This is a genomic window from Pseudomonas sp. ES1, assembly GCF_050586605.1.
Classification (GTDB): Bacteria; Pseudomonadota; Gammaproteobacteria; order Pseudomonadales; family Pseudomonadaceae; genus Aquipseudomonas; species Aquipseudomonas sichuanensis.
In genome coordinates, this window is sequence record NZ_JBOBDM010000023.1 from 1 (window position 1) to 24,539 (window position 24,539).

The window sequence follows — 24,539 nt, forward strand, 5'->3', positions numbered from 1 at the left end:
TCACACAGCCAACCTGTGGCAAACTGCGCGCCCCCAAGGAGCTCGCCATGCCCAGACCCCGCTGCGAACGCTGCCAGCGCCCGATTGCCCACTGCCTCTGCCCGCTGATTCCCAGCCTCGACAGCCGTACCCGCGTGGTCGTGCTGCAGCACCCCAGCGAATCCACCCATGCCCTTAACACCGCGCGCTTGGCGGCTCTGGGGCTGGTCAACGCTGAATTACGGGTGGGCGAAGCGTTCGACGATCTGCACGCCCTGCTGCAAACCCCAGGCTATCGCCCCGCGCTGTTGTTCCCCGGCGAGCAGGCCCAGGCGCTGAGTGCCTATGACGCGGCAGACGACCGCCCGCTGTTGCTGATCGTCCCCGACGGCACCTGGCGCAAGGCGCGCAAGCTGCTGTACCTGAATCCGCTGCTGGAGGCGCTGCCACGGGTCACCCTGGCGCAGGTCGCGCCGTCGCGCTATCGCTTGCGCAAGGCGCCTGAACCGGGGGCATTGTCGACCCTCGAAGCGGTGGTGCAGGCGTTGAACGTGCTGGAGGCGCCCGCCGGCTTTGATGCCTTGCTACGGCCCTTCGAAGCCCTTATCGAGGGGCAGATCAGCGCCATGGGTGAGGAAACCTTCGCGCGCAACCACGGCGAACAGTGAGCATTGGCACCTTGCTTCAACGCACTAACTGAATCGTTTAAAAGGCGATCGTGGGGCTGGACAAATGCTGCAAGTCTTCGCCACTCCGTTTGGGTTCACCTGCCCGCGCGCGCTTTTCTGCAAGTCCCGATCTGGCGCGCAGCGCTGACCGCTGTCGCCCGTACAACTGCGCGTAGGCTCGCTGGTGGTCAAAGCGTCGCACGGCGGCGGTACCAAGGACACCTGGGTGGTGGAGGGCTGACTGATGCATTCAAGGACCGCTTCGGACCTGTACTGGATGTCCTGTTACCTGGAACGTGCGGAGAGTCTTGCGCGCATGTTCGAAGTCAGTTGTTCGCTGTCGCTGATGTCCCAGGCCGGGCGCACCAATGGCCGTCTGGAGCTGAGGATGTCGCTGCTGGCGGCCGGGACGCTGGACGACTATCACCGTCGCTATGGCGAACTCAACGTCGAGCACATGCTGCATTTCTCTGCCTTGGACGACAGCAACCCCGGCAGCAACTATTGCTGCTTGCGCGCCGCCCGCGCCAACGCCCATGTGGAGCGTGGGCGAATCACCGCCGAAATGTGGGAGAACATCAACGCCACGTGGCTGGAAATGCGCAACATCGTCGGCTTCCCAACAGCTGATCTCGCAGGTGCTCGGCACTGCGCGATTGGCCGCCTGCCGGCATGACTCATTTCGGGTCGGTGATCGCCGAACCTACCTCTTCCGTTGCCGCGTGCCTGGGTATTAAGGCACTTTCCTGTGCATTGTAAATGCTATCTGTGTCCAACCAGGTAACACGCTCTGAAGTTGCTACAGGCCATGCTGGGCAATAAGCAGGGCCGCAGAGGCAACTCTATGAATTCACGTGTTTTGTTTGGTTGGATCTAGTAAATAGGAGTCGTCTTACATTGTGATAGGTTCTTTCCTACGCCATTGCGTGAGGGTTTTGTTTTGTTTGGGTATATGATTGGTCCCCTGGAATTTTGGGGTGGTGGGTTTTTACATTGTTATCAGGTCTGGCGCAGTTTGCGTTGAGGGCTTGTCTGTGGCAGGTAATTATTTGTTGGTCCGGTGTCAGTCGTTTTGATTGACCTCGGAGAGGGTCTTGCCGTCAAGTAGGGCTTTTCTTTGCTTGTTGGGGCGTATTGTTAATCGGGTTGCGTGAATTTATATGCAGGACCTGTGAGAGGTTGGTGCGAACTTTTGTGCGTGCGCGATAAGTATTGGGTGGTCTTGGCGATGGTAAAAAATTGTGGTCGTGTGAAATGAGTGCCAGGTTTACATGTGGTCAACTGATCGATAACTGTCCGCAGGGTGAACATTCCGCGGTTGGGGAGCATGTTGCCATTCTGATGTGTACCTACAATGGCGAAAAATTCCTTCAGCCCCAGTTGGACTCGATCGCACGTCAATCTCACACCAATTGGTCCCTGTTCATTTCCGACGATGGTTCAAGTGACCGGACGCACTCGCTGCTTTCCAGCTTCCAACAGTCCCAGGGCGCTGGCCGTGTCAATCTTCTCGCAGGGGCGGGCCAAGGCTTCGTGCATAACTTTCTGTCGTTGACCTGCCGCGTGAATGCCGCAGCGGATTTCTTTGCGTGGTCCGACCAGGATGACATCTGGTGCGAGGATAAATTGAAAGTCGCCGTGGCGTGGCTAAGCAGCATTCCACGCACAACCCCCGCATTGTATTGCGGTCGTACCCAGGTTGTCGGCGAAGACTGCACAAGCCGATCGCTTTCCCCCAGGTTTTTCTTCACGCCACATTTCAGGAATGCGTTGGTTCAGTGCATCGCAGGTGGTAACACAATGGTGTTCAATTCGGCTGCCCGGGCCCTGATTATCGAAGCCGGCTATCAGATAAAGGTGCCGTCCCATGATTGGTGGTGCTACCAACTCATCAGCGCTGCAGGCGGTGTCGTTCGTTACGACCCAGTCCCCCGACTCCTGTATCGACAGCATGGCGGTAATGTAATTGGCAGCAGTATGGGCATGCGTAGCCGGCTGCTGCGCATCGGCATGTTATGGGAAGGGCGTTGGCGCAGTTGGGATTTTCGAAATATCGAGGCGTTGGAAATAATGGCGCACCACCTTCTCGCGCCGAACGCCAAAACATTGTTGCACTTCAAGCGGGCGCGTGAACAGAAGTTGCCGTTTCGCTTGCTTAGCTTGTTCAGGGCTGGTGTCTATCGCCAGACGGTGTTTGGTAACTTAGGGTTGGTCTTTGCAACTCTGTTCAAGAAGATTTGAATATATGACTATTCTAGTGACTGGTGGCGCGGGTTTTATTGGCGCCAATTTCATCCTTGACTGGGTTGCCACTACTGACGAGTTGGTTGTCAATGTTGACAAACTGACCTACGCAGGCAACTTGCATAATCTCGCCTCCCTTGAGGGCGTTGCGCAGCACGTGTTCGTCAAGGGCGACATCGCCCACGGCGATCAGCTCATGCAGTTGCTCCGTCAGCACAGGCCGCGCGCGGTGATCAACTTCGCCGCCGAATCACATGTGGATCGCTCGATCGACGGCCCGGAAGACTTCGTGCAGACCAACATCGTCGGCACTTTCCGCCTGCTCGAAGCCGTGCGTAGTTACTGGAACGGATTGCCCGACGCTGAGCGCCAGGCAATGCGCTTGCTGCATGTGTCCACCGACGAGGTCTATGGCACTTTGGACGAGGCCGAGGCGGCCTTCACCGAGGTGCATCGCTACCAACCCAACAGCCCCTATTCGGCCAGCAAGGCTGCCAGTGACCATCTGGTACGCGCCTATTACCACACCTACGGTTTGCCGGTGCTGACCACTCATTGCTCGAACAACTATGGCCCGTGCCAGTTTCCGGAAAAGCTGATCCCGCTGATGATCGCCAAGGCCTTGTCGGGAAGCACGATTCCTCTGTATGGCGACGGCGCCCATGTGCGTGACTGGCTTTACGTGAAGGACCACTGCAGCGCTATCCGGCGCGTCTTGCAGGCAGGTGCGGTGGGTGAGGTGTACAACATCGGAGGTTGTAACGAAATGCGCAACCTGGATGTGGCTCGACATCTCTGCGGCTTACTCGATCAATTGTGCCCGCGCGCCGATGGCGCCAGCTACCGAGCGCTCATTACCCACGTGGCCGACCGCGCAGGCCATGATCGGCGTTACGCGATCAATGCGCAGAAGGTCGAGCGGGAACTGGGTTGGCGCCCTGCCGAGACCTTCGAAACGGGTATGCTCAAGACCGTGGCCTGGTACCTTGAGAACCAGGCCTGGCTGCAAAACGTGCGCTCCGGTGAGTACCGCAACTGGCAGTCCCTATGAAGATCCTTCTGCTGGGCCGAAATGGACAGTTGGGTTGGGAGTTGCAACGCAGCCTTGCGCCCCTGGGTCAATTGCTTGCGCTGGATGCCCGCAGCACAACGCATTGCGGCGATCTGCATGACATCGGCGGGCTTGGCCAGACCCTGCAGCGTTATGCCCCCGACGTCATTGTCAATGCGGCGGCCTACACGGCCGTTGACCAGGCCGAGGAGAACGTCGCCAGCGCCTACCGGGTCAATGCCGAAGCGGTGCAGGTACTGGCCAGGTATGCCGCCATGCAGGGCGTGCTGCTTGTCCACTACTCGACGGACTATGTCTACCCAGGCTGTGGCACCCAGCCATGGACCGAAGGCGATCCGGTCGCACCGTTGAACGTATATGGCACCAGCAAGCTGGCGGGCGAGGATGCCATCCGCCGCTCAGGGTGCAGGCATCTCGTGCTGCGCACAAGTTGGGTGTACGCCGCCCGTGGCCAGAACTTCGTACGCACCATCCTGCGTCTGGCCCGGCAGCGCGAAACCTTGAGCGTGGTCGACGATCAGTTCGGCGCGCCGACCAGTGCCGAGCTGCTGGCAGACATCAGCGCCCTGGCGATTGTCGCGGTGCAGCGTGATCCCAACCTCGCAGGCCTCTACAACGTGGCGGCAGCCGGCGAAACCACTTGGTTCGACTATGCCAGGTACGTGCTGGAACAGGCCGAGAGGGCTGGCCTGCCACTCAAGGTGAACGCCGGCAGTTTGCTGGCCATACAAAGCGAGCGCTATTCGACGCCGGCGTTACGCCCGCGTAACTCACGCTTGTCGACCCATAAGCTGCAAAGCGCATTCGCCGTGACGTTGCCTGCCTGGCAAGTCGGCGTGACGCGCGTGCTCACCGAAGTATTGGAGAAAGAGCATGAATGAACGTAAGGGCATTATCCTGGCCGGTGGTTCGGGCACCCGTTTGTATCCAGCGACACTGGCTATCTCCAAGCAGTTGTTGCCTGTCTACGACAAACCGATGATTTTCTACCCGCTGACGACCCTGATGTTGGCGGGTATCCGCGACATTCTGATCATCTCCACGCCACAGGACACACCGCGCTTTCAGCAGCTCCTGGGCAATGGGGAGCAGTGGGGACTGAATGTGTCCTACGCCATCCAGCCGTCGCCGGACGGGTTGGCGCAAGCCTTTCTGATTGGCGAGGATTTTCTCGGCAATCAACCGTCCGCCCTGGTACTGGGTGACAACATCTTCTATGGCTACCACTTCCAGGCGTTGCTGCGCCACGCCAGTCAGCGTGAGCATGGCGCGTCCGTGTTCGCCTATCACGTGAGCGACCCGCAACGCTACGGCGTGGTCGCTTTCGACGCGCAGGGAAAGGCGATCAGCCTTGAGGAAAAGCCGCAGCAACCGCAGTCCAACTATGCCGTAACCGGGTTGTACTTCTACGACTCGCAAGTGGTCGATATCGCCAAGAGCATCCAGCCCTCGCCACGTGGCGAACTGGAGATCACCGATATCAATCGCATCTACCTGCAGCAAGGCGCGTTGTCCGTCGAGATGATGGGCCGTGGCTACGCATGGCTGGATACGGGTACCCATGAATCGTTGCTGGAGGCGGGTCAGTACATCGCGACCATCGAGCATCGCCAGGGCTTGAAAGTCGCCTGCCCAGAGGAAATCGCCTATCGCCAAGGCTGGATTGGCGCCGAACAGCTCGATGCCATGCTGACGCCGTTGCTGAAAACCGGTTATGGCCAATACCTGCAGCGCATTCTCAACGAGCGGGTGTGCCAATGAACGTATCGCCATTGGCAATTGCCGATGTGCTCATGTTCGAGCCATCGGCGTTCACCGACAGCCGTGGACGGTTCTTCGAAAGTTTCAATCAGCGGATCTTCGAAGAGGCTGTCGGACGAGAAGTCCGGTTCGTGCAGGACAACCACTCGTGCTCTGGCCGAGGGGTGTTGCGTGGATTGCATTACCAGATTGAACACGCCCAAGGGAAGTTGGTGCGGGTGGTCGTCGGGGAGGTATTCGACGTGGCGGTCGACCTGCGCCGCGGCTCGGCAACTTTTGGCCAGTGGGTGGCGGCCCATCTTTCAGCCGAGAACGGACGCCAACTGTGGGTGCCCGAGGGCTTTGCCCACGGTTTCTATGTGCTCTCGGAAGCGGCGGAATTCTTGTACAAGACCACCGACTACTACGCCCCGGCCCATGAACGTTGCCTGCTCTGGAGCGACCCGCAGGTGGCGATCGACTGGCCGTTGCTGGGCGAGCCGGTGGTGTCGCACAAGGATGCTGCCGGCTGCAGGTTTGCCGAGGCTGATGTTTACGAACTGTCCGAATGACCGGGGCACGAAGCGTTTCAGCGCAAGCCCGACGTGCTGGCTGGTGAATCAACGAGGTATTTGAACGGTGCAACGATTCTCTGCGTCTCCGCTGGAGATGCTATCCGCAGCCTGGCGTCAAAGGCGGCTCATCTACGTGCTCAGCAAACGTGAAGTGTCCGGCCGCTACCGAGGTTCTTACCTTGGCCTCGGCTGGTCATTGCTCAATCCTGCTTTCATGCTCGCGGTTTATACCTTCGTGTTCAGTGTGGTGTTCAACGCCAAGTGGGGCGTACAAGACCACTCGAAGGCGGAATTCGCGCTGATACTGTTTACCGGCCTTATCGTCTTCGGTGTGTTTTCCGAATGCATCACCCGAGCCCCAGCTTTGGTATTGGCCAATACCAGCTATGTGAAGAAAGTGGTCTTCCCCCTGGAGGTGCTGGTTATCGTGATGATGGCCAGCGCACTGTTCAACCTGCTGGTAAGCCTGCTGGTGTGGATGGTGTTCTACGTTGTTTGCTTCGGGCTGCCGCACGCGACCAGCCTGCTGCTACCGCTGATCCTGTTGCCATTGCTGTTGCTGACGCTGGGGTTCTCCTGGCTGCTGGCCTCGATGGGCGTGTTCATGCGCGATGTCGGGCAGGTGGTCGGGGTGCTGGTCACGGCGCTGCTGTTCATGTCGCCGATCTTCTATCCGCTTGCCGCCATACCCGAGCGTTATCGCTACCTGATCGAGCTCAACCCCATGACCCAGGTCATCGAGCAGGCGCGTGAGGTTCTGCTGTGGGGCACCCTGCCCGCATTCGGCCCATGGGCGAGTTCGATGGTGCTGGGGCTGATGTGCGCTGGGCTGGGTTTCGCCTGGTTCCAGAAGACCAGAAAGGGGTTCGCCGATGTGCTCTGACCTGGCAATCCGCGCCCGCGGGCTGAGTAAGTGCTACCAGATCTACGACAAGCCCCATCAGCGCCTTCTGCAGATGCTGGCAGGCCGGTGGCGTTGCTACTTCCGCGAATTCTGGGCGCTCAGGGACATCGACCTTGAAGTTGGCAGGGGTGAAACGCTGGGCATCATCGGGCGTAACGGTGCTGGCAAGTCGACGTTGTTGCAGATGATCTGCGGCACGCTGACGCCAACCGCCGGCGAGCTGCAGGTCAATGGCCGGGTCGCAGCGTTGCTGGAGCTCGGTGCGGGCTTCAATCCGGAATTCAGCGGTCGCGAGAACGTGTTTCTGGCCGCGGCACTGTATGGTCTTTCGCCTTCGCAGATCGAAGCGCGCTTCGATGACATTGCGGCATTCGCCGACATTGGGGCTTTCCTCGATCAGCCGGTGAAAACCTACTCCAGCGGCATGTACGTGCGGCTTGCGTTTGCCGTGGTTGCGCATGTGGATGCCGACATCCTGATCGTCGACGAAGCGCTATCGGTCGGTGATGCGTTTTTCACGCAAAAATGCATGCGTTTCATCAGGCAGTTCTGCGAAACCCGGACATTGATCTTCGTCAGCCACGACACGTCCTCGATCATCAACCTCTGTGACCGGGTGATCTGGCTGGAGCAGGGCCGGCAGCGCCAGGTCGGTCCGGCCAAGGCAGTGAGCGAGCAGTATCTCAATGCGCTGTTCGGCGATATTACGGCTCAGGTGTCAGGCAGCTCCTGCCTCGAAGCGCAGCGCCAGAGCATCGCACGGGTCGGCCAGCCCGAACTGGTCTGGCAGGACCAACGCACCACGGTGATCAATGCCAGTGCCTCGCGCAATGACTTGCAGGTGTTCCGTTTCGCGCCGGATGAAACCGCTGCCTACGTCGGCGGTAAGGCCAGCATCGCCGATGTGGTGTTGTGCGATTCGCTCGGTGCCAGGCTTAGCTGGGTAGTGGGTGGCGAAAAGGTCGTATTGAGTGTCCTCATCGAGGTCATGGACGATCTGCAGGGGCCGATCGTTGGCTTCTTCGTCAAGGACCGCCTTGGTCAGACACTGTTTGGCGACAACACCTTCGTCAGTTATCAGCATCGGCCGCTGAGCGCCTCGGCGGGCGCTCAACTGACCGCACGCTTCGAGTTCTACATGCCGTGGCTGGCCAAGGGCGACTACGTCGTTCAAGTGGCCGTCGCCGAAGGGACTCAAGACGAGCATCGGCAGCTGCACTGGCTGCATGAGGCGCTTGTCATTCGCTCCCATCATGATCCGGTGGCTACCGGAATCATTGGGATCCCTCTGTCCGCTATCAGTCTCAGCGTTGCCTGAACTAAGGTTGGTGTATGCATCCTAGTGCAATGACTCTCGGTGCTCTTTTCTTTGAATGTTATCTGTCGGATGCCGCAGGTAAGACCGTGGTCGACCTGGGGTCGCGGGACGTCAATGGCTCGCTGCGCCAGGCATGCCCTGTGGCGGCCAGTTACATCGGCGTCGATTTCGAAGCCGGCGCGGGTGTCGATGTGGTTTTGCAGGACCCTTATCAGCTGCCGTTTGCCGACGCCTCGGTGGATGTGGTGGTGTGCAGTTCGGTGTTCGAGCACTCGCAGTTCTACTGGGTGGTTTTTCTCGAACTCATGCGCATCCTCAAGCCTGAGGGCCTGCTTTATCTGAATGTACCGAGCAATGGCTACATTCACCGTTACCCGGTGGATTGCTGGCGCTTCTATCCCGATGCGGGTCGCGCGCTGGTGGCCTGGGGCACGCGCAATGGGTACACCCCGGCCTTGCTTGAGTCGTTCATCGCCAACAAGTCGGCGGGGACGCTTGAGCGCGAGCCAGCCAGTGCCTGGAATGATTTTGTCGGGGTATTCGTCAAGCAAGCGAGCTGTCGCACCGGTTACCCGCAGCGGATGCTGAGTCGCTATCCGCACTACGCCAATGCAACCTGCGACCTTGGCACGATCGACCCGAAGCCCAGCTTTGTCAGCGAAGATTTCAGTGTCATCAGCGCACGTGGAACGGCGCTGGCCGAGCAGCAGTCTGCCCTGGAGCAGTCTCGCCAGAGAGTTGCGGAGCTGGAGGCGGCGATCGCTCAGGGTGAGCAGGAGCGCAGCGGCCTTGCGCAGGCGCTCGATGAAACGCGGCTCAGCGTGGAGCAGCAACGTCAGGCACTGCTGGCGCTGTTCGCCTCCAACAGCTGGAAAGCCACGCGCCCGTTGCGCTGGGCCGGCAAGATGACGGCGCCCGCCAGGCGCAAGACGCATCGCGTGGTCGCCGGGATAAGGGCGCGCGGGGGGCTGAGGGAGGTGTTTCAAGGGAGTGTGCGAGTGCTGCGGCGCGATGGGCCGGTGTCGATGCTGCGACGCATGTCCTCGTTGCTCGGGTCGGCCGCCGTTGCCCCAGCCAAGGCAAGCGCCGCTGAGCCCGATATTCCGTCGATCCCGTTCGAATCGATCAGCGAAGGTTTCACCGAATACGCCAGCAATGCGCCGATCAACCCGCAGGTGAAGCTCATCGCGTTCTATCTGCCACAGTTTCACCCGTTCGCCGAAAACGATCAGTGGTGGGGCAAGGGTTTTACCGAATGGAGCAACGTGGCCAAGGCCGTCCCCAATTACCAGGGGCACTACCAGCCACACTTGCCGATCCACTTTGGCTACTACGACCTGCGGGTTGCGCAGGTCATGCAGGAGCAGGCCAGGCTGGCCAAATCCTACGGTGTGCATGGCTTCAACTACTACTTCTACTGGTTCGCCGGCAAGATCCTGATGGACACGCCGCTGCGCATGATGCTCGACGACCCCAAGGTCGACATGCCGTTCTGCATGACCTGGGCCAACGAAAACTGGACGCGGCGGTGGGACGGGCAGGAACAGGATGTGCTGATCGCACAGGACCACAGCACCGAGGATTCGCTGGCGTTCATTCGCCATCTGCTGAAGTACTTCGACGACTCACGCTACATCAAGGTCGATGGCAAGCCGCTGCTGATCATCTATCGCGCCAGTATCATTCCGGACATGGCGGCAACGGCCCGCTTGTGGCGCGAGGAAGTACGCGCCCATGGTTTACCGGGTCTGTACCTGGTGTGCGCGCAGACCTTCGGTATTCAGGCACCGGATGAATTCGGCTGCGATGCCGCAATGGAGTTTCCGCCGCACACGAGCTTGAGCCAGCGGATCAACGAGCAGCTGCAGATCACCAATGCGAACTATGCCGGCAACGTGTTCAGCTACGAGCAAGTGGTCGAGAACGCCGTGCGTGTCGCCGAGCCGGACTACAAGTTGTTCAGAACCGCGATGCTGTCGTGGGACAACACTGCCCGCAAGCCGAATAACAGCCACACCTTCCACGGCTTCAGCCTGCTGCGCTACAAGCAGTGGCTGTCGTTCCTGTGCAGCAACGTCAGCAGCAAGCGCAAATATGCCGCTGGCGAAAAGCTGGTATTCGTCAATGCGTGGAACGAGTGGGCCGAAGGCACGCACCTGGAACCTGACCGTAAATTCGGCTACGGCTATCTGCAGGCCACCTATGATGTGCTGGCCAACCACGCGGAGCCGAGCCTGTCGATCGAAGCCGACCAGCCCAGCCAGACCCACAGGCTCGCCGCTATCGTGCATGTACATTACCCGCAGGTGCTGGACGATTTGCAGCCGCCCCTGGATAACCTTGAGGCTGTGGGTTGCGATCTGTACTTCACGGCCACCAATGCTCAGGCGGTGAGGGCGATTCGCAGCGCCTACCCGAATGCTTCGATCTACTTGGTGGAAAACCGTGGGCGCGACATCCTGCCATTCATCAGGGTGCTGGCCAGGCTGCAAGCACTGGGCTATGACGCAATCTGCAAGTTGCATGGCAAGAAAACCCCTTATCGGCCCGACGGCGAGACGATCAGGGACGAGCTTGTAGCCGACCTGGCCGGTAGCACTGAGCAAGTGGCCATGCTTGCCCGACGCTTTGCCGAGGATCCACAGCTAGGCCTGATTGTGCCTGGCAAGTACTTGATCGAGCACAGTGACCGGAACATGACCTACAACCATCACGGGGTTGCCGAAGCCTGCCGGCAGTTGGACCTCGAGTTCGCTCGCGAGCAGTTCCCGGCGGGCTCGATGTACTGGTTCCGGCCGTCGGCCCTGGCAAGGCTTGAGGCATTGCAGCCCACGGATTTCGATCTTGAGCGCGGCTTGTGCGACGGCACTTTGCCCCATGCTGTGGAGCGGCTGGTGGCCTTGCTGGTACGTGATGCCGGCTACCGCGTGGAGGTCTGCTAGGGCGCGGGGCCGGCTGGTTCAGCGCTCGCGCAGCGCCTCGGTGCGTGCCTTGAGTACCGGTTTCAACAGGTAGTCCAACACGCTCTTCTGCCCGGTGATGATATCCACCGTGGCCACCATTCCCGGGATGATCAGCAACGGCTTGTTATCCCCACCCAGGTGGTTCTTGTCGGTGCGTACCTGGATCAGGTAGAACGCGTTGCCCTTGTCATCGGTGACGGTGTCCGCACCGATCAGCTCCAGCTTGGCCTTGAGCCCGCCGTAGATGGTGTAGTCATAGGCACTGAACTTGACCATCGCCGTCTGCCCTGGGTGCAGGAACGCCACATCCTGTGGCCTTACCTTGGCCTCGATCAGCAGGTTGTCCTCGATCGGCACGATCTCCACCAGATCGCTGCCGGGCTGTACCACGCCGCCGATGGTGTTGACCTTGAGCAGCTTGACGATGCCGTGCACCGGCGACACCACGGTGGTGCGGTTGACCCGGTCGTCGATGGCGATGCTGGTGGCGGTGATCTTCGAAAGCTCAGTGCGTTTGTCGTTGAGCTCCTTGGCCGCCTCGGAGCGGAAGGTGGCGTCGGACTCCTGAATCTTGCTGCGGATCTCGGCCACGGCCGCTTCGGCGCGGGGGATCGCCAGGCTGGTGGCATTGAGCTGGCCGCGGGCTTCGACGGTGCGCTGCTTGAGGCGCAGGATTTCCACCGGCGAGATGGCGCCCTTGCTGACCAGCGGCGCCGACATGTCCAGTTCCTGTTGCAGCAGGCCCAGCGCCGAGCGGTATTGGTCGACCTTGGAGCGGAACTCAGCGAGCTCCTGGGTCTTCTGCCGCAGTTGTTCGTTGAGGGTCTGCTTCTCGCTGGCCAGGCGGCGCTGACGTGAGTCGTACAAGGCCGCTTCGTCCTCGGCTACTTGCGGGGCTTTGTCGCGGACGTCCTGCGACAGCACGAAAGGGCGGCCTTCAGCTTCGGCCGACAAGCGCTCGACCTGGGCAGTGAGGGCGTAGCGGTCGGCTTCGCTTTCGCCCTTGTTCGACTTGAACCGGGTGTCGTCCAGGCGCAGCAGGGTTGCGCCCTTGTCGACCATCTGGCCTTCGCGCACGAAGAGCTCGGTGACGATGCCGCCTTCGAGGTTCTGCACCACCTGCACCTTGCTCGACGGGATGGCCTTGCCTTCGCCGACCGTGACCTCGTCGAGCACGGCGAAGTTGGCCCAGACCAGGGCCACCAGCAGCAGGATTGCGGCCAGCCACACGGTCAGCCGCGACAGGCTGGGTGAATCCTGCAGGGTGGCGCCGGCGAGCTCTGGCAGGTAATCGCGTTCAGCGTGCTTTTCGGTGCCTTGGAGGTAGCTGCGTACGCTGTGGAAAATGGACATCTGCTGCCCCCGATGGAGAGTGGAGAGCCTGTGGGAGTGGGTTTACCCGCGAATGCGGCAGTGGCCCTGCTGGCGCTTTCGCGGGTGAACCCGCTCCCACAGAGAGGGTGTTGCATTTGCAGACCTACAAAGCCGATCCGATACGGCCCTTGCGCAGTGCATCAATCACCGCATCTTTCGGCCCGTCGGCGACGATCTTGCCGTTGTCCAGCACCAGCAGCCGGTCCACCAGGCTGAGCATCGAGGTGCGGTGTGTGACCAACAGCAGTGTCTTGCCCGGTACCCAGTTCGCCAGGCGCTGGCGCAGTTGTTCCTCACTGCTGTTGTCCATGTGGCTGGTGGGCTCGTCGAGGATCAGGATCGGTGGCTCCAGCAACAGTGCCCGGGCCAGCAGCACGGCCTGGCGCTGGCCACCGGAGAGCAGTTGGCCGCGCTCGCCCACCGGGCGCTCGAAACCTTGCGGGTGCTGCCGGGCGAGGTCACTGACGCCGGTCAGCTCGGCCACTTCGAGCATGCGTGCATCGCTGACATGCCGCGCACCGAGGGTGAGGTTGTCGCGCAGGCTGCCGGCCAGCAGCGGCAGGTCATGGGCAACGTAGCCGATCTGGTTGCGCAGGTCGGCGATGTCCAGTTGGCGCAGGTCGAGGTTGTCCAGCAGTACCTGGCCCTCGTCGGGGTGATGGAAGCCCATCAGCAGCCGCGCCAGGGTGCTCTTGCCCGAGCCGCTGCGACCAATGATGCCGATGCGCTCGCCCGCTTTGAGGGTGAAGCTCACGTCGTTGAGGGCTGGGGCAGCCTGGCCTGGGTAACGGAAGGTGACGTGGCTGATGCTCACCCCGCCGTGCAGTGTGGTGTGCTCGAGCGCCAGGCGGTCCGCCTGGCGCTCCTGCGGCAGGCTCATCAGCGCATCGGTGCTTTGCATGGTCAACTGCGCCTGCTGGTAGCGGGTGATCAACCCGGCAATCTGGCCCAGTGGAGCAAGCACGCGACTGCCCAGCATGTAGCTGGCAACCAGGGCGCCTACGCTGAGGTTGCCAGCGATGATGCTGTACACACCGGCGACTATGGTGGCCATGCCGCAGAACTGCTGGATGAACAGCGTACCGTTGGTGGCCAGGGACGACAGGTTGCGGGCGTGGGCGTCGAGGCGAGTGATGGCGCCGTTGGTGTGCTCCCACTGGTACTGGCGCTCGCTTTCGGCGCCGCAGGCCTTGAGTGTTTCCAAGCCGCCGAGGGTTTCGATCAACAGGGCCTGGCGCACGGCGCCAAGGCTCAGGCTCTTTTGCACGGTGTCGCGCAGGCGCGCCTGGATGAACAGCGCCAGGGCCATGGCCACCGGGAAGGCGATCAGCGGGATCAGTACCAGCCAGCCGCCAAGCAGGCCGATCACTACCAGCATCAGCGCGACGAAGGGCAGGTCGATGATGCTGGTAAGCGTCACGGCGGTGAGGAATTCGCGCAGGCCCTGGAAGTCGTGGATGCTCTGGGCGAAACCACCGATGGTGGCCGGGCGGGCTTTCATGCTCATGCCGGTGATGCGTTCGAACAAGGTGGCGGACAGGATCAGGTCGGTCTTCTTGCCGGCCTGGTCCAGCAGGTGGGCACGGACCATGCGCAGCACCAGCTCGAAGGCGGTGCCGATGAACAGGCCGGCGACCAGTACCCACAAGGTCGACAGCGCCTGGTTGGGGACCACGCGGTCGTAGGTCTGCATGACGAACAGCGGCACCATCAGCCCCAGCAGGTTGATCAGCAGGCTCGCCAGCAGTGCGTCGCCGTACAGCCAGCGGGAGTGGCGCAAGGTGTCGCGAAACCAGGCGTTGACCCTCGGAATCAGTGGCGCGCGTACGTCCTCCAGGGTGTGGCGGGGGCGGGCGAACAGGGCCTGGCCGCTGTAGGCCTCGGCCAGTGCCTCGCGCTCGACCCATTGTTCACCGCCTTCGGCCTCGCACGGCAGCAGCAACGCCCGGCCGTCGTCCGCCCAACGTTGCAGCACGGCGCTGCGGCCATCGTTGAGGATCAACAGCACGGGCAGGTTGAGCGGCGAGATGGCGTCCAGTGAGCGCTGCAGCACCCGCGCCTGTAACCCGGCACGGGCGGCAGCGCGCGGCAGCAGCGCCAACCCCAGGCGTTGCTCGGCCAGCGGCAGGCCGCTGCACAGGCTGGCGCGGCTGGCGGGGCAGCCATGCAGTTTGCACAGGATCAGCAAGCCATCGAGCAACGGATCATCCACATCCAGGCGCGGTTGGGTGCTTTGCATGCTGGTCACGATGGCCTACTCCTGCCGCGGTGGACGCAAAAGATCCCTGTTTGTTTGAGGCCTAGCGCATGTCGGGCAGCCTGGCCTCGTTACGCACTTCGCTCTTGGCGATGGCCTCCGGCGGCAGCGAGATGCGTTGTTTGCCCAGCAGCTCACCCATGGTCGCCAGTACCCGGTACATCGAGAACTCCTCGGTGTAACGCACTTCGGTGTAGCGGCGGTTGGCGTTGTACAGCTCGTTTTCGCTGTCGAGCAGATCGAGCAGGGTGCGTTGGCCGAGGCCGAACTGGTCCTGGTAGGCGGCGCGCACGCGCTGGGTGGTTTCGGCGTATTCACGTGCGGTGGGGGTCTGCTTGCGCGCGTTGTTCATGGCGTTCCATGCCAGGCCGAGGTTTTCGTTGAGCTCGCGCAGTGCGTTGTTGCGGATGTCCATGGCCTGGTTGATCTTGTGGGCGTCGGACTGCAGGCGGGCCTTGTCACTGCCTCCGCGGAAGAGGTTGTAGCTAAGCTCGACGCCAGCCTGCCAGTCGTTGTTGTCGTGGCCCTTCTGGCCGGCGATGTTGTTGTTGGCGCCGGTGGCCAATACCGCGTCCAGACGCGGATAGAAGGGCGACTTGGCCACTTCGTACTGTTGCTCGGCGGACTTGATGTCCGCTTGTGCCGACTTGAGGTAGGGGTTGTTCTCGAGCATGCCCTGGCGGGCATCCTGCAGGGTGCCTGGCACTTCGCCCTTGATCGTGACCGGCGTTTCCAGCTCGTCGGGCACGCGCCCGACCACGCTGTAGAAGTTGGTTTCGGCGTCTGCCAGATCGACTTCGGCGGTGTCCAGGTTGTTCTCGGCCAGGGCGCGACGGGCGCTGGACTGGTCGAGGTCGGCGTTGCTGCCCACGCCACGCTCGCTGCGCAGGCCGATCTGGTCATTGACCCGCAGGTGTGCCTGCAGGTTGTTCTTGGCCAGGGTCACCAGTTCGCGGCGCTTGAGCACTTCGAGGTAGACCTCGATGGCGCGCAACGCCACGGTCTCGGCGGTGGCCTGGGTGTAGTAGGCGCGGGAGTTGGCCACCGCTTCAGTGCGGCCGACCTCGTTGGCGGTGTTGAAGCCGTCGAACAGCATCTGCCGCAGGCGCAGTTCGGACTGGGTGTAGCTGAGGGTTTCCTTGTTGTGGTTGCGCGTACCGTCCGGGTTGAAGCCGCGGGTGTTGGTGTTGTCCGAGCGCTGGCGGCCATAGCCGCCCACCAGGTCGACGGTTGGGTAGTAACCCCCGCGGGCGAACTTCACATCCTCGTCGGCCGACAGCCGGCTGTTGCGGCTGGCGCTGATCTGGGGATGCTGGTCCACGGCACTCTGCACAGCCTCGGTGATGGACATCGCCTGAGTATTGGCACACGCCATAGCCAATACGATCGCACTGGTGAGGGGGGTTAATGTGCGCATGGGGTACTTCTCCCTGGTCTCTAAAAAGTCCTGCGATCGCCAATAAAATGACGAAATATTAGAATCAAACCGTTTCAGGTTTGTAACAACAGAGCTAAGAACATTTAACGCGCGAACTAAGAAGAATTTCTCATAAGGTATATGCGAAAAAAAACTTATGCGGTCTAAAGAAACCACGACATTGTTTTATCCAGGTGGCTCGGCGAACTGGCTGGGATAGGCAGTTTTCGGGCTTTGCAGAAAGTTCTAGATTTTTTGCGGATAAGCAGTACGGGGAGGACGGCGAAAGCGGAATTTGGCGACAATAAATTGGCATTTACTAATGGCCACTGCCTATCACCGCTATCGCAGCAGTAGTCACATGGAGGGTGATTCCCGCGTATGTGACAGTAACGGTCCGGTAAACAGCCCATACGGAACGTTGCACGATTTACCCGGCATGCCTTGATCTGCGAAAAGCCCATCGGCAGGGGAGGCGTGCATTCATGGCCAGATTAGTCGGCGTGGTCAGCAAGGTGGTTGGCCAGGTTTTCGCGGTTGGGGACGACGGCCACCGGCGGTTGCTGGTGGAGGGCGACCGCCTGTTTGCCGGTGAGCAGCTCGAAACGGGGGATGCCAGTGCCGTGGCAGTGCGCCTGCAGAACGGTGCCGAACTCACACTGGGCCGCGACAGCAGCCTGCAGATAACCCCGGAGTTGCTGGCCAATCACGCACCCCATGTGAATACCCCCGACCTGCAACCGAGCGAGGCGCAACTCAGTGATGTCGAGCGCTTGCAAAAGGCCATCGCTGCGGGCGCCGACCCGACTGAGGAAGCCGAGGCCACTGCGGCGGGCGGTAACCCCGGTGGTGTGGCCGGCGCGTTGGGTGGCGGGCACAGTTTCGTCATGTTGTCCGAGGTGGCAGGGCGCGTCGCCCCTACCATCGGTTTCCCCACGGCAGGTTTCAACGGTATCCCCGAGCTGGCCAACCGTTACCTGGGCGAGCGGGACACTGACGGCAACGACAGTGGGGCATTGAATCCGCTTGCGCCACCACCGCCAGTCAATCCGCCGGATCACCCGGTCACCCTCAATGGCCTGGAGGTCGAGCCCGGTGAGCTGACCGTGAATGAAGCCAACTTGCCCCAGGGCAGCACGGACAACCCGGCGGCACTGACGCAAAGCGGCAGTTTCAACGTGGTGGCGCCGGATGGGGTATACAACCTCAGTGTCGGCGGCATCAACGTGGTTACCGCCGGTGTGGTGACCGGTGTGGGGCAGTCCATCGTCACCGGCCTTGGCAATATCCTCACCATCACCGGCTACAACCCGGCCACGGGCGTGGTCAGCTACAGCTACACGTTGCAGAGTAACGAAAGTCATCCCAATGGCGATGGCACCAACAGCCTGATGGAACACTTCCCAGTCAATGTCACCGACAGCAACGGCAGCCATGCCAGCGGCAGCCTTGATGTGAACATTGTCGACGACGTGCCCAAGGCCAATGCCGACTTCGCCCAAATCACCGAGGGTGACAGCTTCAGCGGCAACGTGCTGGACAACGACGTCAAAGGCGCCGATGTGCGCGGCGACGGCCAGTATGTGGTCGGGGTGCGTGCAGGCGACGATACGTCGAGCTCTGCGCACGGGCATTTAGGCGACCCGATCTATGGCCAATATGGCTACCTGACCCTGGATGCCCAGGGCAACGCCACTTACCAGGCCAACCCCAACCAGGATCTGCCGCCATGGGCGACGGACACCTTCGTCTATACCATCCGTGATGCCGATGGTGACGAGAGCACCACGACCATTTCGGTGAAGGTGCTGGACAGCAAGCTGATCGCTGGCACCGACAGCGAAGTGACGGTGTACGAGAAAGCCCTGGACCTGAGCAAGGACGGCAATGACCTGGCCGGTGGCAACGTAGAGGGGAGTGACCCGCATTCCAGCGCCGAAACAGCATCCGGCTCGTTGACCGATGCGGTCACCGGCGGTGTCGGTGCATTGACCTTCACCCTGGTCGGCAATGCTGCAGGCCAATACGGCCAGATCCTGCTGAACACCGATGGCAGCTACACCTACACCCTGACCTCGGCGCCGAACTCGCCGAACCATGTCAACGATGGCCCGAACGTGATCACCGACAGCTTCACCTATCAGGTGAAGGACTCGGTGGGTAACACCACCACCAGTACCATCGTGATCAGCATCGTCGATGATGTGCCCAAGGCTCAGGCCGACTTCGCCCATGTCACCGAGGGCGACAGCATCAGCGGCAACGTGCTGGACAACGACGTCAAAGGCGCCGATGTGCGCGGTGACGGCCAGTATGTGGTCGGGGTGCGAGCAGGCGACGATACGTCGAGTTCTGCGCACGGTCATTTAGGTGACCCGATCTATGGCCAATATGGCTACCTGACCCTGGATGCCCAGGGCAACGCCACTTACCACGCCAACCCCAACCAGGACTTGCCGCCATGGGCGACGGACACCTTCGTCTACACCATCCGTGATGCCGACGGCGACGAGAGCACCACGACCATCTCGGTCAAAGTGCTGGACAGCAAACTGGTCGCCGGCACCGACAGTGAAGTGACGGTGTACGAGAAAGCCCTGGACCTGACCAAGGACGGCAATGACCTGGCCGGTGGCAACGTAGTGGGGAGCGACCCGCATTCCAGCGCCGAAACAGCATCCGGCTCGTTGACCGATGCGGTCACCGGCGGTGTCGGTGCATTGACCTTCACCCTGGTCGGCAATGCTGCAGGCCAATACGGCCAGATCCTGCTGAACGCCGATGGCAGCTACACCTACACCCTGACCTCAGCGCCGAACTCGCCGAACCATGTTAACGATGGCCCGAACGTGATTACCGACAGCTTCACCTATCAGGTGAAGGACTCGGTGGGCAACACCACCACCAGCACCATCGTGATCAGCATCGTCGATGACGTGCCCAAGGCCCATTGCGATTTCGCCCATGTCAGCGAAGGCGACAGCATCAGCGGCAATGTGTTGGCCAACGATGTGTTCGGCGCCGATGTACGCGGCGACGGCCAGTACGTGGTGGGTGTGCGCGCCGGCAACGACACCTCAACCTCGGCCAGCGGCCATGTGGGCGACCCTATCAACGGGCTGTACGGCTACCTGACCCTGGATGCCCAGGGCAATGCCACTTACCACGCCAATCCCAACCAAGATCTGCCGCCGTGGGCGACGGACACTTTCGTCTACACCATCCGTGATGCCGATGGCGACGAGAGCACCACGACCATCTCGGTCAAGGTGCTGGACAGCAAACTGGTCGCCGGCACCGACAGCGAAGTGACGGTCTACGAGAAAGCCCTGGACCTGACCAAGGACGGCAATGACCTGGCCGGTGGCAACGTAGTGGGGAGCGACCCGCATTCCAGCGCCGAAACAGCGTCGGGCTCGCTGACTGATGCGGTTACCGGTGGCGTGGGGGCATTGACCTTCACCCTGGTCGGCAATGCTGCAGGCCAATACGGCCAGATCCTGCTGAACGCCGATGGCAGCTACACCTACACCCTGACCTCAGCGCCGAACTCGCCGAACAATGTTAACGATGGCCCGAACGTGATTACCGACAGCTTCACCTATCAGGTGAAGGACTCGGTGGGCAACACCACCACCAGCACCATCGTGATCAGCATCGTCGATGACGTGCCCAAGGCCCATTGCGATTTCGCCCATGTCAGCGAGGGCGACAGCATCAGCGGCAATGTGTTGGCCAACGATGTGATCGGCGCCGATGTGCGTGGCGACGGCCAGTACGTGGTGGGTGTGCGCGCCGGCAACGACACCTCTACCTCGGCCAGTGGTCATGTCGGCGACCCCATCAACGGGCTGTACGGCTACCTGACCCTGGATGCCCAGGGCAACGCCACCTACCACGCCAACCCCAACCAGGACCTGCCGCCATGGGCGACGGACACCTTCGTCTATACCATCCGTGATGCCGACGGTGACGAGAGCACTACGACCATTTCGGTCAAGGTGCTGGACAGCAAGCTGATCGCCGGGACCGACAGCGAAGTGACGGTCTACGAGAAAGCTCTGGACCTGACCAAGGACGGCAATGACCTGGCCGCTGGCAACGTGGAGGGGAGCGACCCGCATTCCAGCGCCGAAACAGCGTCGGGTTCGCTGACCGATGCGGTCACCGGTGGCGTGGGCGCATTGACCTTCACCTTGGTCGGCAATGCCGCTGGCCAATATGGCCAGATCCTGTTGAACGCGGATGGCAGCTACACCTACACCCTGACCTCAGCGCCGAACTCGCCGAACCATGTCAACGATGGTCCGAACGTGATCACCGACAGCTTCACCTACCAGGTGAAGGACTCGGTAGGTAACACCACCACCAGCACCATCGTGATCAGCATCGTCGACGACGTGCCCAAGGCCCATTGCGATTTCGCCCATGTCAGCGAAGGCGACAGCATCAGCGGCAATGTGTTGGCCAACGATGTGATCGGCGCCGATGTCCGTGGCGACGGCCAGTACGTGGTAGGTGTGCGCGCCGGCAACGACACCTCCACCTCGGCCAGCGGCCATGTGGGCGACCCTATCAACGGGCTGTACGGCTACCTGACCCTGGATGCCCAGGGCAATGCCACCTACCATGCCAACCCCAACCAGGACCTGCCGCCATGGGCGACGGACACCTTCGTCTACACCATCCGTGATGCCGATGGCGACGAGAGCACCACGACCATCTCGGTCAAGGTGCTGGACAGCAAACTGATGGCGGCCGAGGACAACGACGTCACTGTGTATGAAAAAGCTCTGGACCTGCATAAGGACGGCAGTGACCTCGCGGCCGGCAGCGTCGTGGGCAGCGACCCAGGGGCGACCGGCGAGACGGCGTCCGGCAGCCTGGTCGGGTCGGTCACCGGCGGCTCCGGCGCCTTGACCTACAGCCTGGAGGGCAATGCGGCAGGACAGTACGGGCAGCTTCTGCTCAAGGCTGACGGTTCCTACACTTACACCCTGACCTCCGCACCGAAAACCCCAGGCAGCGCCAACGATGGTGCCAACACGGTGGTGGAACACTTCACTTACAGGGCCACCGACGCACATGGCAACAGTGTCACCAACACCATTGCCATCAACATCGTCGACGACGTGCCCAAGGCCGAATGCGCAGTGCGCAACATCACCCCCGGCCAGGTGGACTCCAATATCCTGCTGGTGATCGATGTCTCCGGCAGCATGGCCTGGGATTCCGGCGTGAATGGCCTGAGCCGGCTGGACCTGGCCAAGCAAGCGATCAACACGCTGTTGGACAAGTACGACGCGATGGGCGACATCAAGGTGCAGATTGTCACCTTCTCCAGCGGCGCCACCCAGCCAGCGCAGACGTGGGTATCGATCGGCGAGGCCAAGAACCTGATCGCCGGGCTCCACGCCGACGGCGCGACCTACTACGACTCGGCAGCCACCAAGGCCCAGCAGGCGTTCGCTACCAGCGGCAAAATTGATGGTGCACAGAATGTCAGTTATTTCTTCTCCGACGGTGAGCCGAGCTCGGGCCACGGCATGACCGCCACGCGTGAATCCACGTGGGAGACGTTCCTCGACCAGAATGGCGTCAAATCCTACGCCATCGGTATGGGCAATGGCGTCAACGAGGGCAATCTCGACCCGTTGGCCTACGATGGCAGCAGCCATGTCGATACCCAGTCGGTGGTGGTTACCGACCTCAACCAGCTCGGCGCGGTGCTCTCGGGCATGGTGCAGGGCGCACCGATCACCGGCAGCCTGATGAGTGGCGGCGACTTCGGTGCCGATGGTGGCTTCATCAAAGCCCTGATGGTGGACGGCACCACCTATGGCTTCGACCCGAAAGCCAACGGCGGGCAGGGCGGTTACACGGTCAGTGGCGGGGTGGACAAGGCGTCGTTCGATACCCTCAGCAACAGCCTCACCATCAAGACCAGCCTGGGCGGCACCCTGCTGGTGAACATGGACAACGGTGAATTCACCTACACGCCACCCAAGGACAACGGCGGCCAGGTGGAGAAATTCACCTTCACGGCCAGCGACAACGACGGTGATACCAGCACTGCCACCCTGACGGTGAACATCAACGGCAACCATGCACCGATCGCCGGTGCGGACCACATCATCACCAATATCAGCGGTACCAGCGTCAGCGTGCCGGCCGAAGCGCTGCTGGCCAACGACAGCGATGCGGACCACGATCGGCTGAGTGCGGCGCCGATCACCTTCAACACCGGCTTCGCCGACAAAGGCGCAGGCTTTACCCCGGGCGTCCAGGCGCAGACCCTCTACATGGACGGCACCAAGGACCGTGCCGAAAACCAGTTCCGCACCCTGGCACGCAGCGAGTTCACCAGCCAGTCGGGCAGCATGACCGCGGCACTGGTGGTGGCGGGCTACCTCGGGCTGATCAGCAACAGCAACGCCAACGACGAGGACACCTTCACCGTCACCCTGCGCAAGGGCGAAACCCTTACCCTCGATCACGACCGCCCGGCCGGCAACTTGTTGATGGAGTGGAAGGACGCCACTGGCAGCTACCAGCCGATTGCCGATGGCAAGAGTTTCACGGCCAGCCATGACGGGGTGTACAGCATTCACCTGGTCAACACCGAGAACGCCCTGGGTAGCAGCAAGGCCGCCGAGAACTACAAGCTGAGCCTGCTGGTGGACTACAGCAACGCCAGTAACCCCGTGGTCCATGACACCTACAGCGTCAGCGACAACCATGGCGGCACGGCGACCGGCAACGTCGATATCACTTATCAGGCAGGTCATGTTCTCGAGGGCACAGGAGGGGACGATGTGCTGCTCGCCGGGGCTGGCGACAATACGCTGAACGGCGGGGCCGGCAATGACGTGCTGGTGGCCGGGGCCGGCAATGACAGCCTGTATGGCGGCGACGGCAATGACTTGCTGATCGCAGGGCCTGGCAATGACTTGCTCGACGGCGGGCAGGGCATCGACACGGTCAGTTTTGCCAAGGCCGCTGCCGGGGTGGTGGTCGATCTGGGCAACCTCGGTGCGCAGAACACCGGGGGCGCCGGCGTGGATACCCTGACCAGCATCGAGAACCTGATCGGCTCAGATTACAACGACACCTTGATCGGCAATGGCGGCGACAACGTGCTCAATGGTGGCGCTGGCAATGATGTGCTCAAGGGCGGTGGCGGCAACGACACGCTCATTGGCGGCCCGGGCGATGACACCCTGACCGGCGGCAGTGGCAACGACACCTTCGTCTGGCAGAAGGGCGATAGCGGGCATGACACCGTGACCGATTTCACCCCGGGCTCCGATCGCCTCGATCTGTCGCAGTTGCTGCAGGGCGAGAACGCCACCAGCGCCTCGCTGGATGACTACCTGCACTTCAAGGTCAGCGGCACGGGCAGCAACGTGGTGTCGACCATCGAGGTGAGCAGCGTTGCGGGGGCGGCGCCGACCCAGACCATCGAACTGGCCGGGGTCGACCTGGCCCAGCATTACGGGGTCACGGCAGGTGCTGGTGGGCTGATCGCGGCCGGGCATGATACGGCGACCATCATCAACGGCATGCTCAATGACCATTCGTTGAAGGTGGATACGGTGTAGATGGCCTTGACACCCTCACTGGGCAAGTCGAAGCGACTTGCCCCGTGAGGCTGTCAGCCTTGGCGGCGCAATGTCTTCTGCTTGAGAATCCAGGCACTGACCAGCACCGCGCTGGTCAGCATGAACGCCCGCGCCCAGAACAGCGGCACCAGGTAGCACGACAAGCCGATGCTCGCCCACATCAGGCCGATCGCATACACCTTGCCTTTGAGCGGGATGCCCTCGCCGCTGAGGTAGTCGCGTATCCACGGCCCGAGTTTCGGGTGGTTCACCAACCAAGTGTGAAAGCGCGGCGAGCTACGGGCAAAGCAGGCCGCCGCGAGCAGCAGGAAAGGGGTGGTGGGCAGCACCGGCAGGAAGATCCCCAGCACCCCCAGCGCGACGCTGAGCCAGCCGACGGCCAGCAGCAGGTAGCGCACCACGCCGA

Annotated in this window: 14 protein-coding genes and 2 pseudogenes; 12 read left to right on the forward strand and 4 right to left on the reverse strand. The window is 61.6% G+C overall.

Annotation, left to right across the window (positions count from 1 at the left end; translation table 11 throughout):
• Positions 1-47: 47 nt before the first annotated feature.
• From ACQ4N9_RS11750 to ACQ4N9_RS11800, 11 genes and pseudogenes are all read left to right on the forward strand, one after another.
• Positions 48-647: a tRNA-uridine aminocarboxypropyltransferase gene (locus ACQ4N9_RS11750; protein ID WP_390967208.1), complete on the forward strand. Its 600-nt coding sequence runs from the start codon at positions 48-50 to the stop codon at positions 645-647.
• A 151-nt stretch (positions 648-798) separates the two neighbouring features.
• Positions 799-888, forward strand: a pseudogene (locus ACQ4N9_RS11755) (hypothetical protein); the annotation flags it as partial.
• A 3-nt stretch (positions 889-891) separates the two neighbouring features.
• Positions 892-1,257: pseudogene (locus tag ACQ4N9_RS11760) on the forward strand (alpha-E domain-containing protein); the annotation flags it as partial.
• A gap of 644 nt (positions 1,258-1,901) precedes the next feature.
• Entirely contained in the window at positions 1,902-2,888 is a 987-nt protein-coding gene (locus tag ACQ4N9_RS11765) for a glycosyltransferase family 2 protein (protein WP_390967209.1), read from the forward strand.
• A 4-nt stretch (positions 2,889-2,892) separates the two neighbouring features.
• Positions 2,893-3,942, forward strand: a complete 1,050-nt coding sequence (rfbB, locus tag ACQ4N9_RS11770; RefSeq protein ID WP_390967210.1) for a dTDP-glucose 4,6-dehydratase — start codon at positions 2,893-2,895, stop codon at positions 3,940-3,942.
• Positions 3,939-4,844 (forward strand): dTDP-4-dehydrorhamnose reductase, encoded by a 906-nt coding sequence (gene rfbD / locus ACQ4N9_RS11775; protein WP_390967211.1) that lies wholly within the window; start codon positions 3,939-3,941, stop codon positions 4,842-4,844. The genes rfbB and rfbD overlap by 4 nt, the downstream gene beginning before the upstream one ends.
• Complete coding sequence (gene rfbA, locus ACQ4N9_RS11780; protein WP_390967212.1) at positions 4,837-5,724, forward strand: glucose-1-phosphate thymidylyltransferase RfbA; 888 nt, start codon at positions 4,837-4,839, stop codon at positions 5,722-5,724. The genes rfbD and rfbA overlap by 8 nt, the downstream gene beginning before the upstream one ends.
• The gene (rfbC, locus tag ACQ4N9_RS11785) at positions 5,721-6,275 is read left to right on the forward strand and encodes a dTDP-4-dehydrorhamnose 3,5-epimerase (RefSeq protein ID WP_390967213.1); all 555 of its coding nucleotides are present in this window, start codon (positions 5,721-5,723) and stop codon (positions 6,273-6,275) included. Before rfbA ends, rfbC begins: the two co-directional genes overlap by 4 nt.
• A 67-nt stretch (positions 6,276-6,342) precedes the next feature.
• Positions 6,343-7,161: an ABC transporter permease gene (locus ACQ4N9_RS11790; protein WP_390967214.1), complete on the forward strand. Its 819-nt coding sequence runs from the start codon at positions 6,343-6,345 to the stop codon at positions 7,159-7,161.
• Positions 7,151-8,500, forward strand: a complete 1,350-nt coding sequence (locus tag ACQ4N9_RS11795; RefSeq protein ID WP_390967215.1) for an ABC transporter ATP-binding protein — start codon at positions 7,151-7,153, stop codon at positions 8,498-8,500. Before ACQ4N9_RS11790 ends, ACQ4N9_RS11795 begins: the two co-directional genes overlap by 11 nt.
• Positions 8,501-8,586: 86 nt before the next feature.
• On the forward strand, positions 8,587-11,442 hold the full coding sequence (locus ACQ4N9_RS11800; protein ID WP_430932902.1) for a glycoside hydrolase family 99-like domain-containing protein: 2,856 nt from the start codon (positions 8,587-8,589) through the stop codon (positions 11,440-11,442).
• An 18-nt stretch (positions 11,443-11,460) separates the two neighbouring features.
• Here ACQ4N9_RS11800 and ACQ4N9_RS11805 read toward each other — a convergent pair whose 3' ends face one another.
• The 3 genes from ACQ4N9_RS11805 to ACQ4N9_RS11815 all read right to left on the reverse strand — a co-directional run bounded on the left by ACQ4N9_RS11805 (position 11,461) and on the right by ACQ4N9_RS11815 (position 16,511).
• Positions 11,461-12,816: an HlyD family type I secretion periplasmic adaptor subunit gene (locus ACQ4N9_RS11805; RefSeq protein ID WP_125859581.1), complete on the reverse strand. Its 1,356-nt coding sequence runs from the start codon at positions 12,814-12,816 to the stop codon at positions 11,461-11,463.
• A 124-nt stretch (positions 12,817-12,940) separates the two neighbouring features.
• Positions 12,941-15,076 carry a type I secretion system permease/ATPase gene (locus ACQ4N9_RS11810; protein ID WP_390967333.1) on the reverse strand — a complete coding sequence of 712 codons (2,136 nt, stop codon included), beginning with the start codon at positions 15,074-15,076 and terminating at the stop codon, positions 12,941-12,943.
• A gap of 61 nt (positions 15,077-15,137) precedes the next feature.
• Positions 15,138-16,511, reverse strand: coding sequence for a TolC family outer membrane protein (locus ACQ4N9_RS11815; protein ID WP_390967217.1), 1,374 nt, complete (start codon positions 16,509-16,511; stop codon positions 15,138-15,140).
• Between the two features lie 485 nt (positions 16,512-16,996).
• Between ACQ4N9_RS11815 and ACQ4N9_RS11820 the strand changes: the two genes are divergently transcribed.
• Entirely contained in the window at positions 16,997-24,112 is a 7,116-nt protein-coding gene (locus ACQ4N9_RS11820) for a retention module-containing protein (protein WP_390967218.1), read from the forward strand.
• 53 nt (positions 24,113-24,165) lie between these two features.
• Here ACQ4N9_RS11820 and ACQ4N9_RS11825 read toward each other — a convergent pair whose 3' ends face one another.
• Positions 24,166-24,531 (reverse strand): YbaN family protein, encoded by a 366-nt coding sequence (locus tag ACQ4N9_RS11825; RefSeq protein WP_125859578.1) that lies wholly within the window; start codon positions 24,529-24,531, stop codon positions 24,166-24,168.
• Positions 24,532-24,539 lie beyond the last annotated feature (8 nt).

What these genes read in the sequence shown, in the direction of transcription:
- rfbA (WP_390967212.1), top strand. Translation starts at nt 4,837, where the DNA reads ATGAATGAACGTAAGGGCATTATCCTGGCCGGTGGTTCGGGCACCCGT.
- ACQ4N9_RS11815 (WP_390967217.1), bottom strand. Translation starts at nt 16,511, where the DNA reads ATGCGCACATTAACCCCCCTCACCAGTGCGATCGTATTGGCTATGGCG.
- rfbB (WP_390967210.1), top strand. Translation starts at nt 2,893, where the DNA reads ATGACTATTCTAGTGACTGGTGGCGCGGGTTTTATTGGCGCCAATTTC.
- ACQ4N9_RS11820 (WP_390967218.1), top strand. Translation starts at nt 16,997, where the DNA reads ATGGCCAGATTAGTCGGCGTGGTCAGCAAGGTGGTTGGCCAGGTTTTC.
- ACQ4N9_RS11810 (WP_390967333.1), bottom strand. Translation starts at nt 15,076, where the DNA reads ATGCAAAGCACCCAACCGCGCCTGGATGTGGATGATCCGTTGCTCGAT.
- rfbC (WP_390967213.1), top strand. Translation starts at nt 5,721, where the DNA reads ATGAACGTATCGCCATTGGCAATTGCCGATGTGCTCATGTTCGAGCCA.
- rfbD (WP_390967211.1), top strand. Translation starts at nt 3,939, where the DNA reads ATGAAGATCCTTCTGCTGGGCCGAAATGGACAGTTGGGTTGGGAGTTG.
- ACQ4N9_RS11750 (WP_390967208.1), top strand. Translation starts at nt 48, where the DNA reads ATGCCCAGACCCCGCTGCGAACGCTGCCAGCGCCCGATTGCCCACTGC.
- ACQ4N9_RS11805 (WP_125859581.1), bottom strand. Translation starts at nt 12,816, where the DNA reads ATGTCCATTTTCCACAGCGTACGCAGCTACCTCCAAGGCACCGAAAAG.
- ACQ4N9_RS11795 (WP_390967215.1), top strand. Translation starts at nt 7,151, where the DNA reads ATGTGCTCTGACCTGGCAATCCGCGCCCGCGGGCTGAGTAAGTGCTAC.
- ACQ4N9_RS11765 (WP_390967209.1), top strand. Translation starts at nt 1,902, where the DNA reads ATGAGTGCCAGGTTTACATGTGGTCAACTGATCGATAACTGTCCGCAG.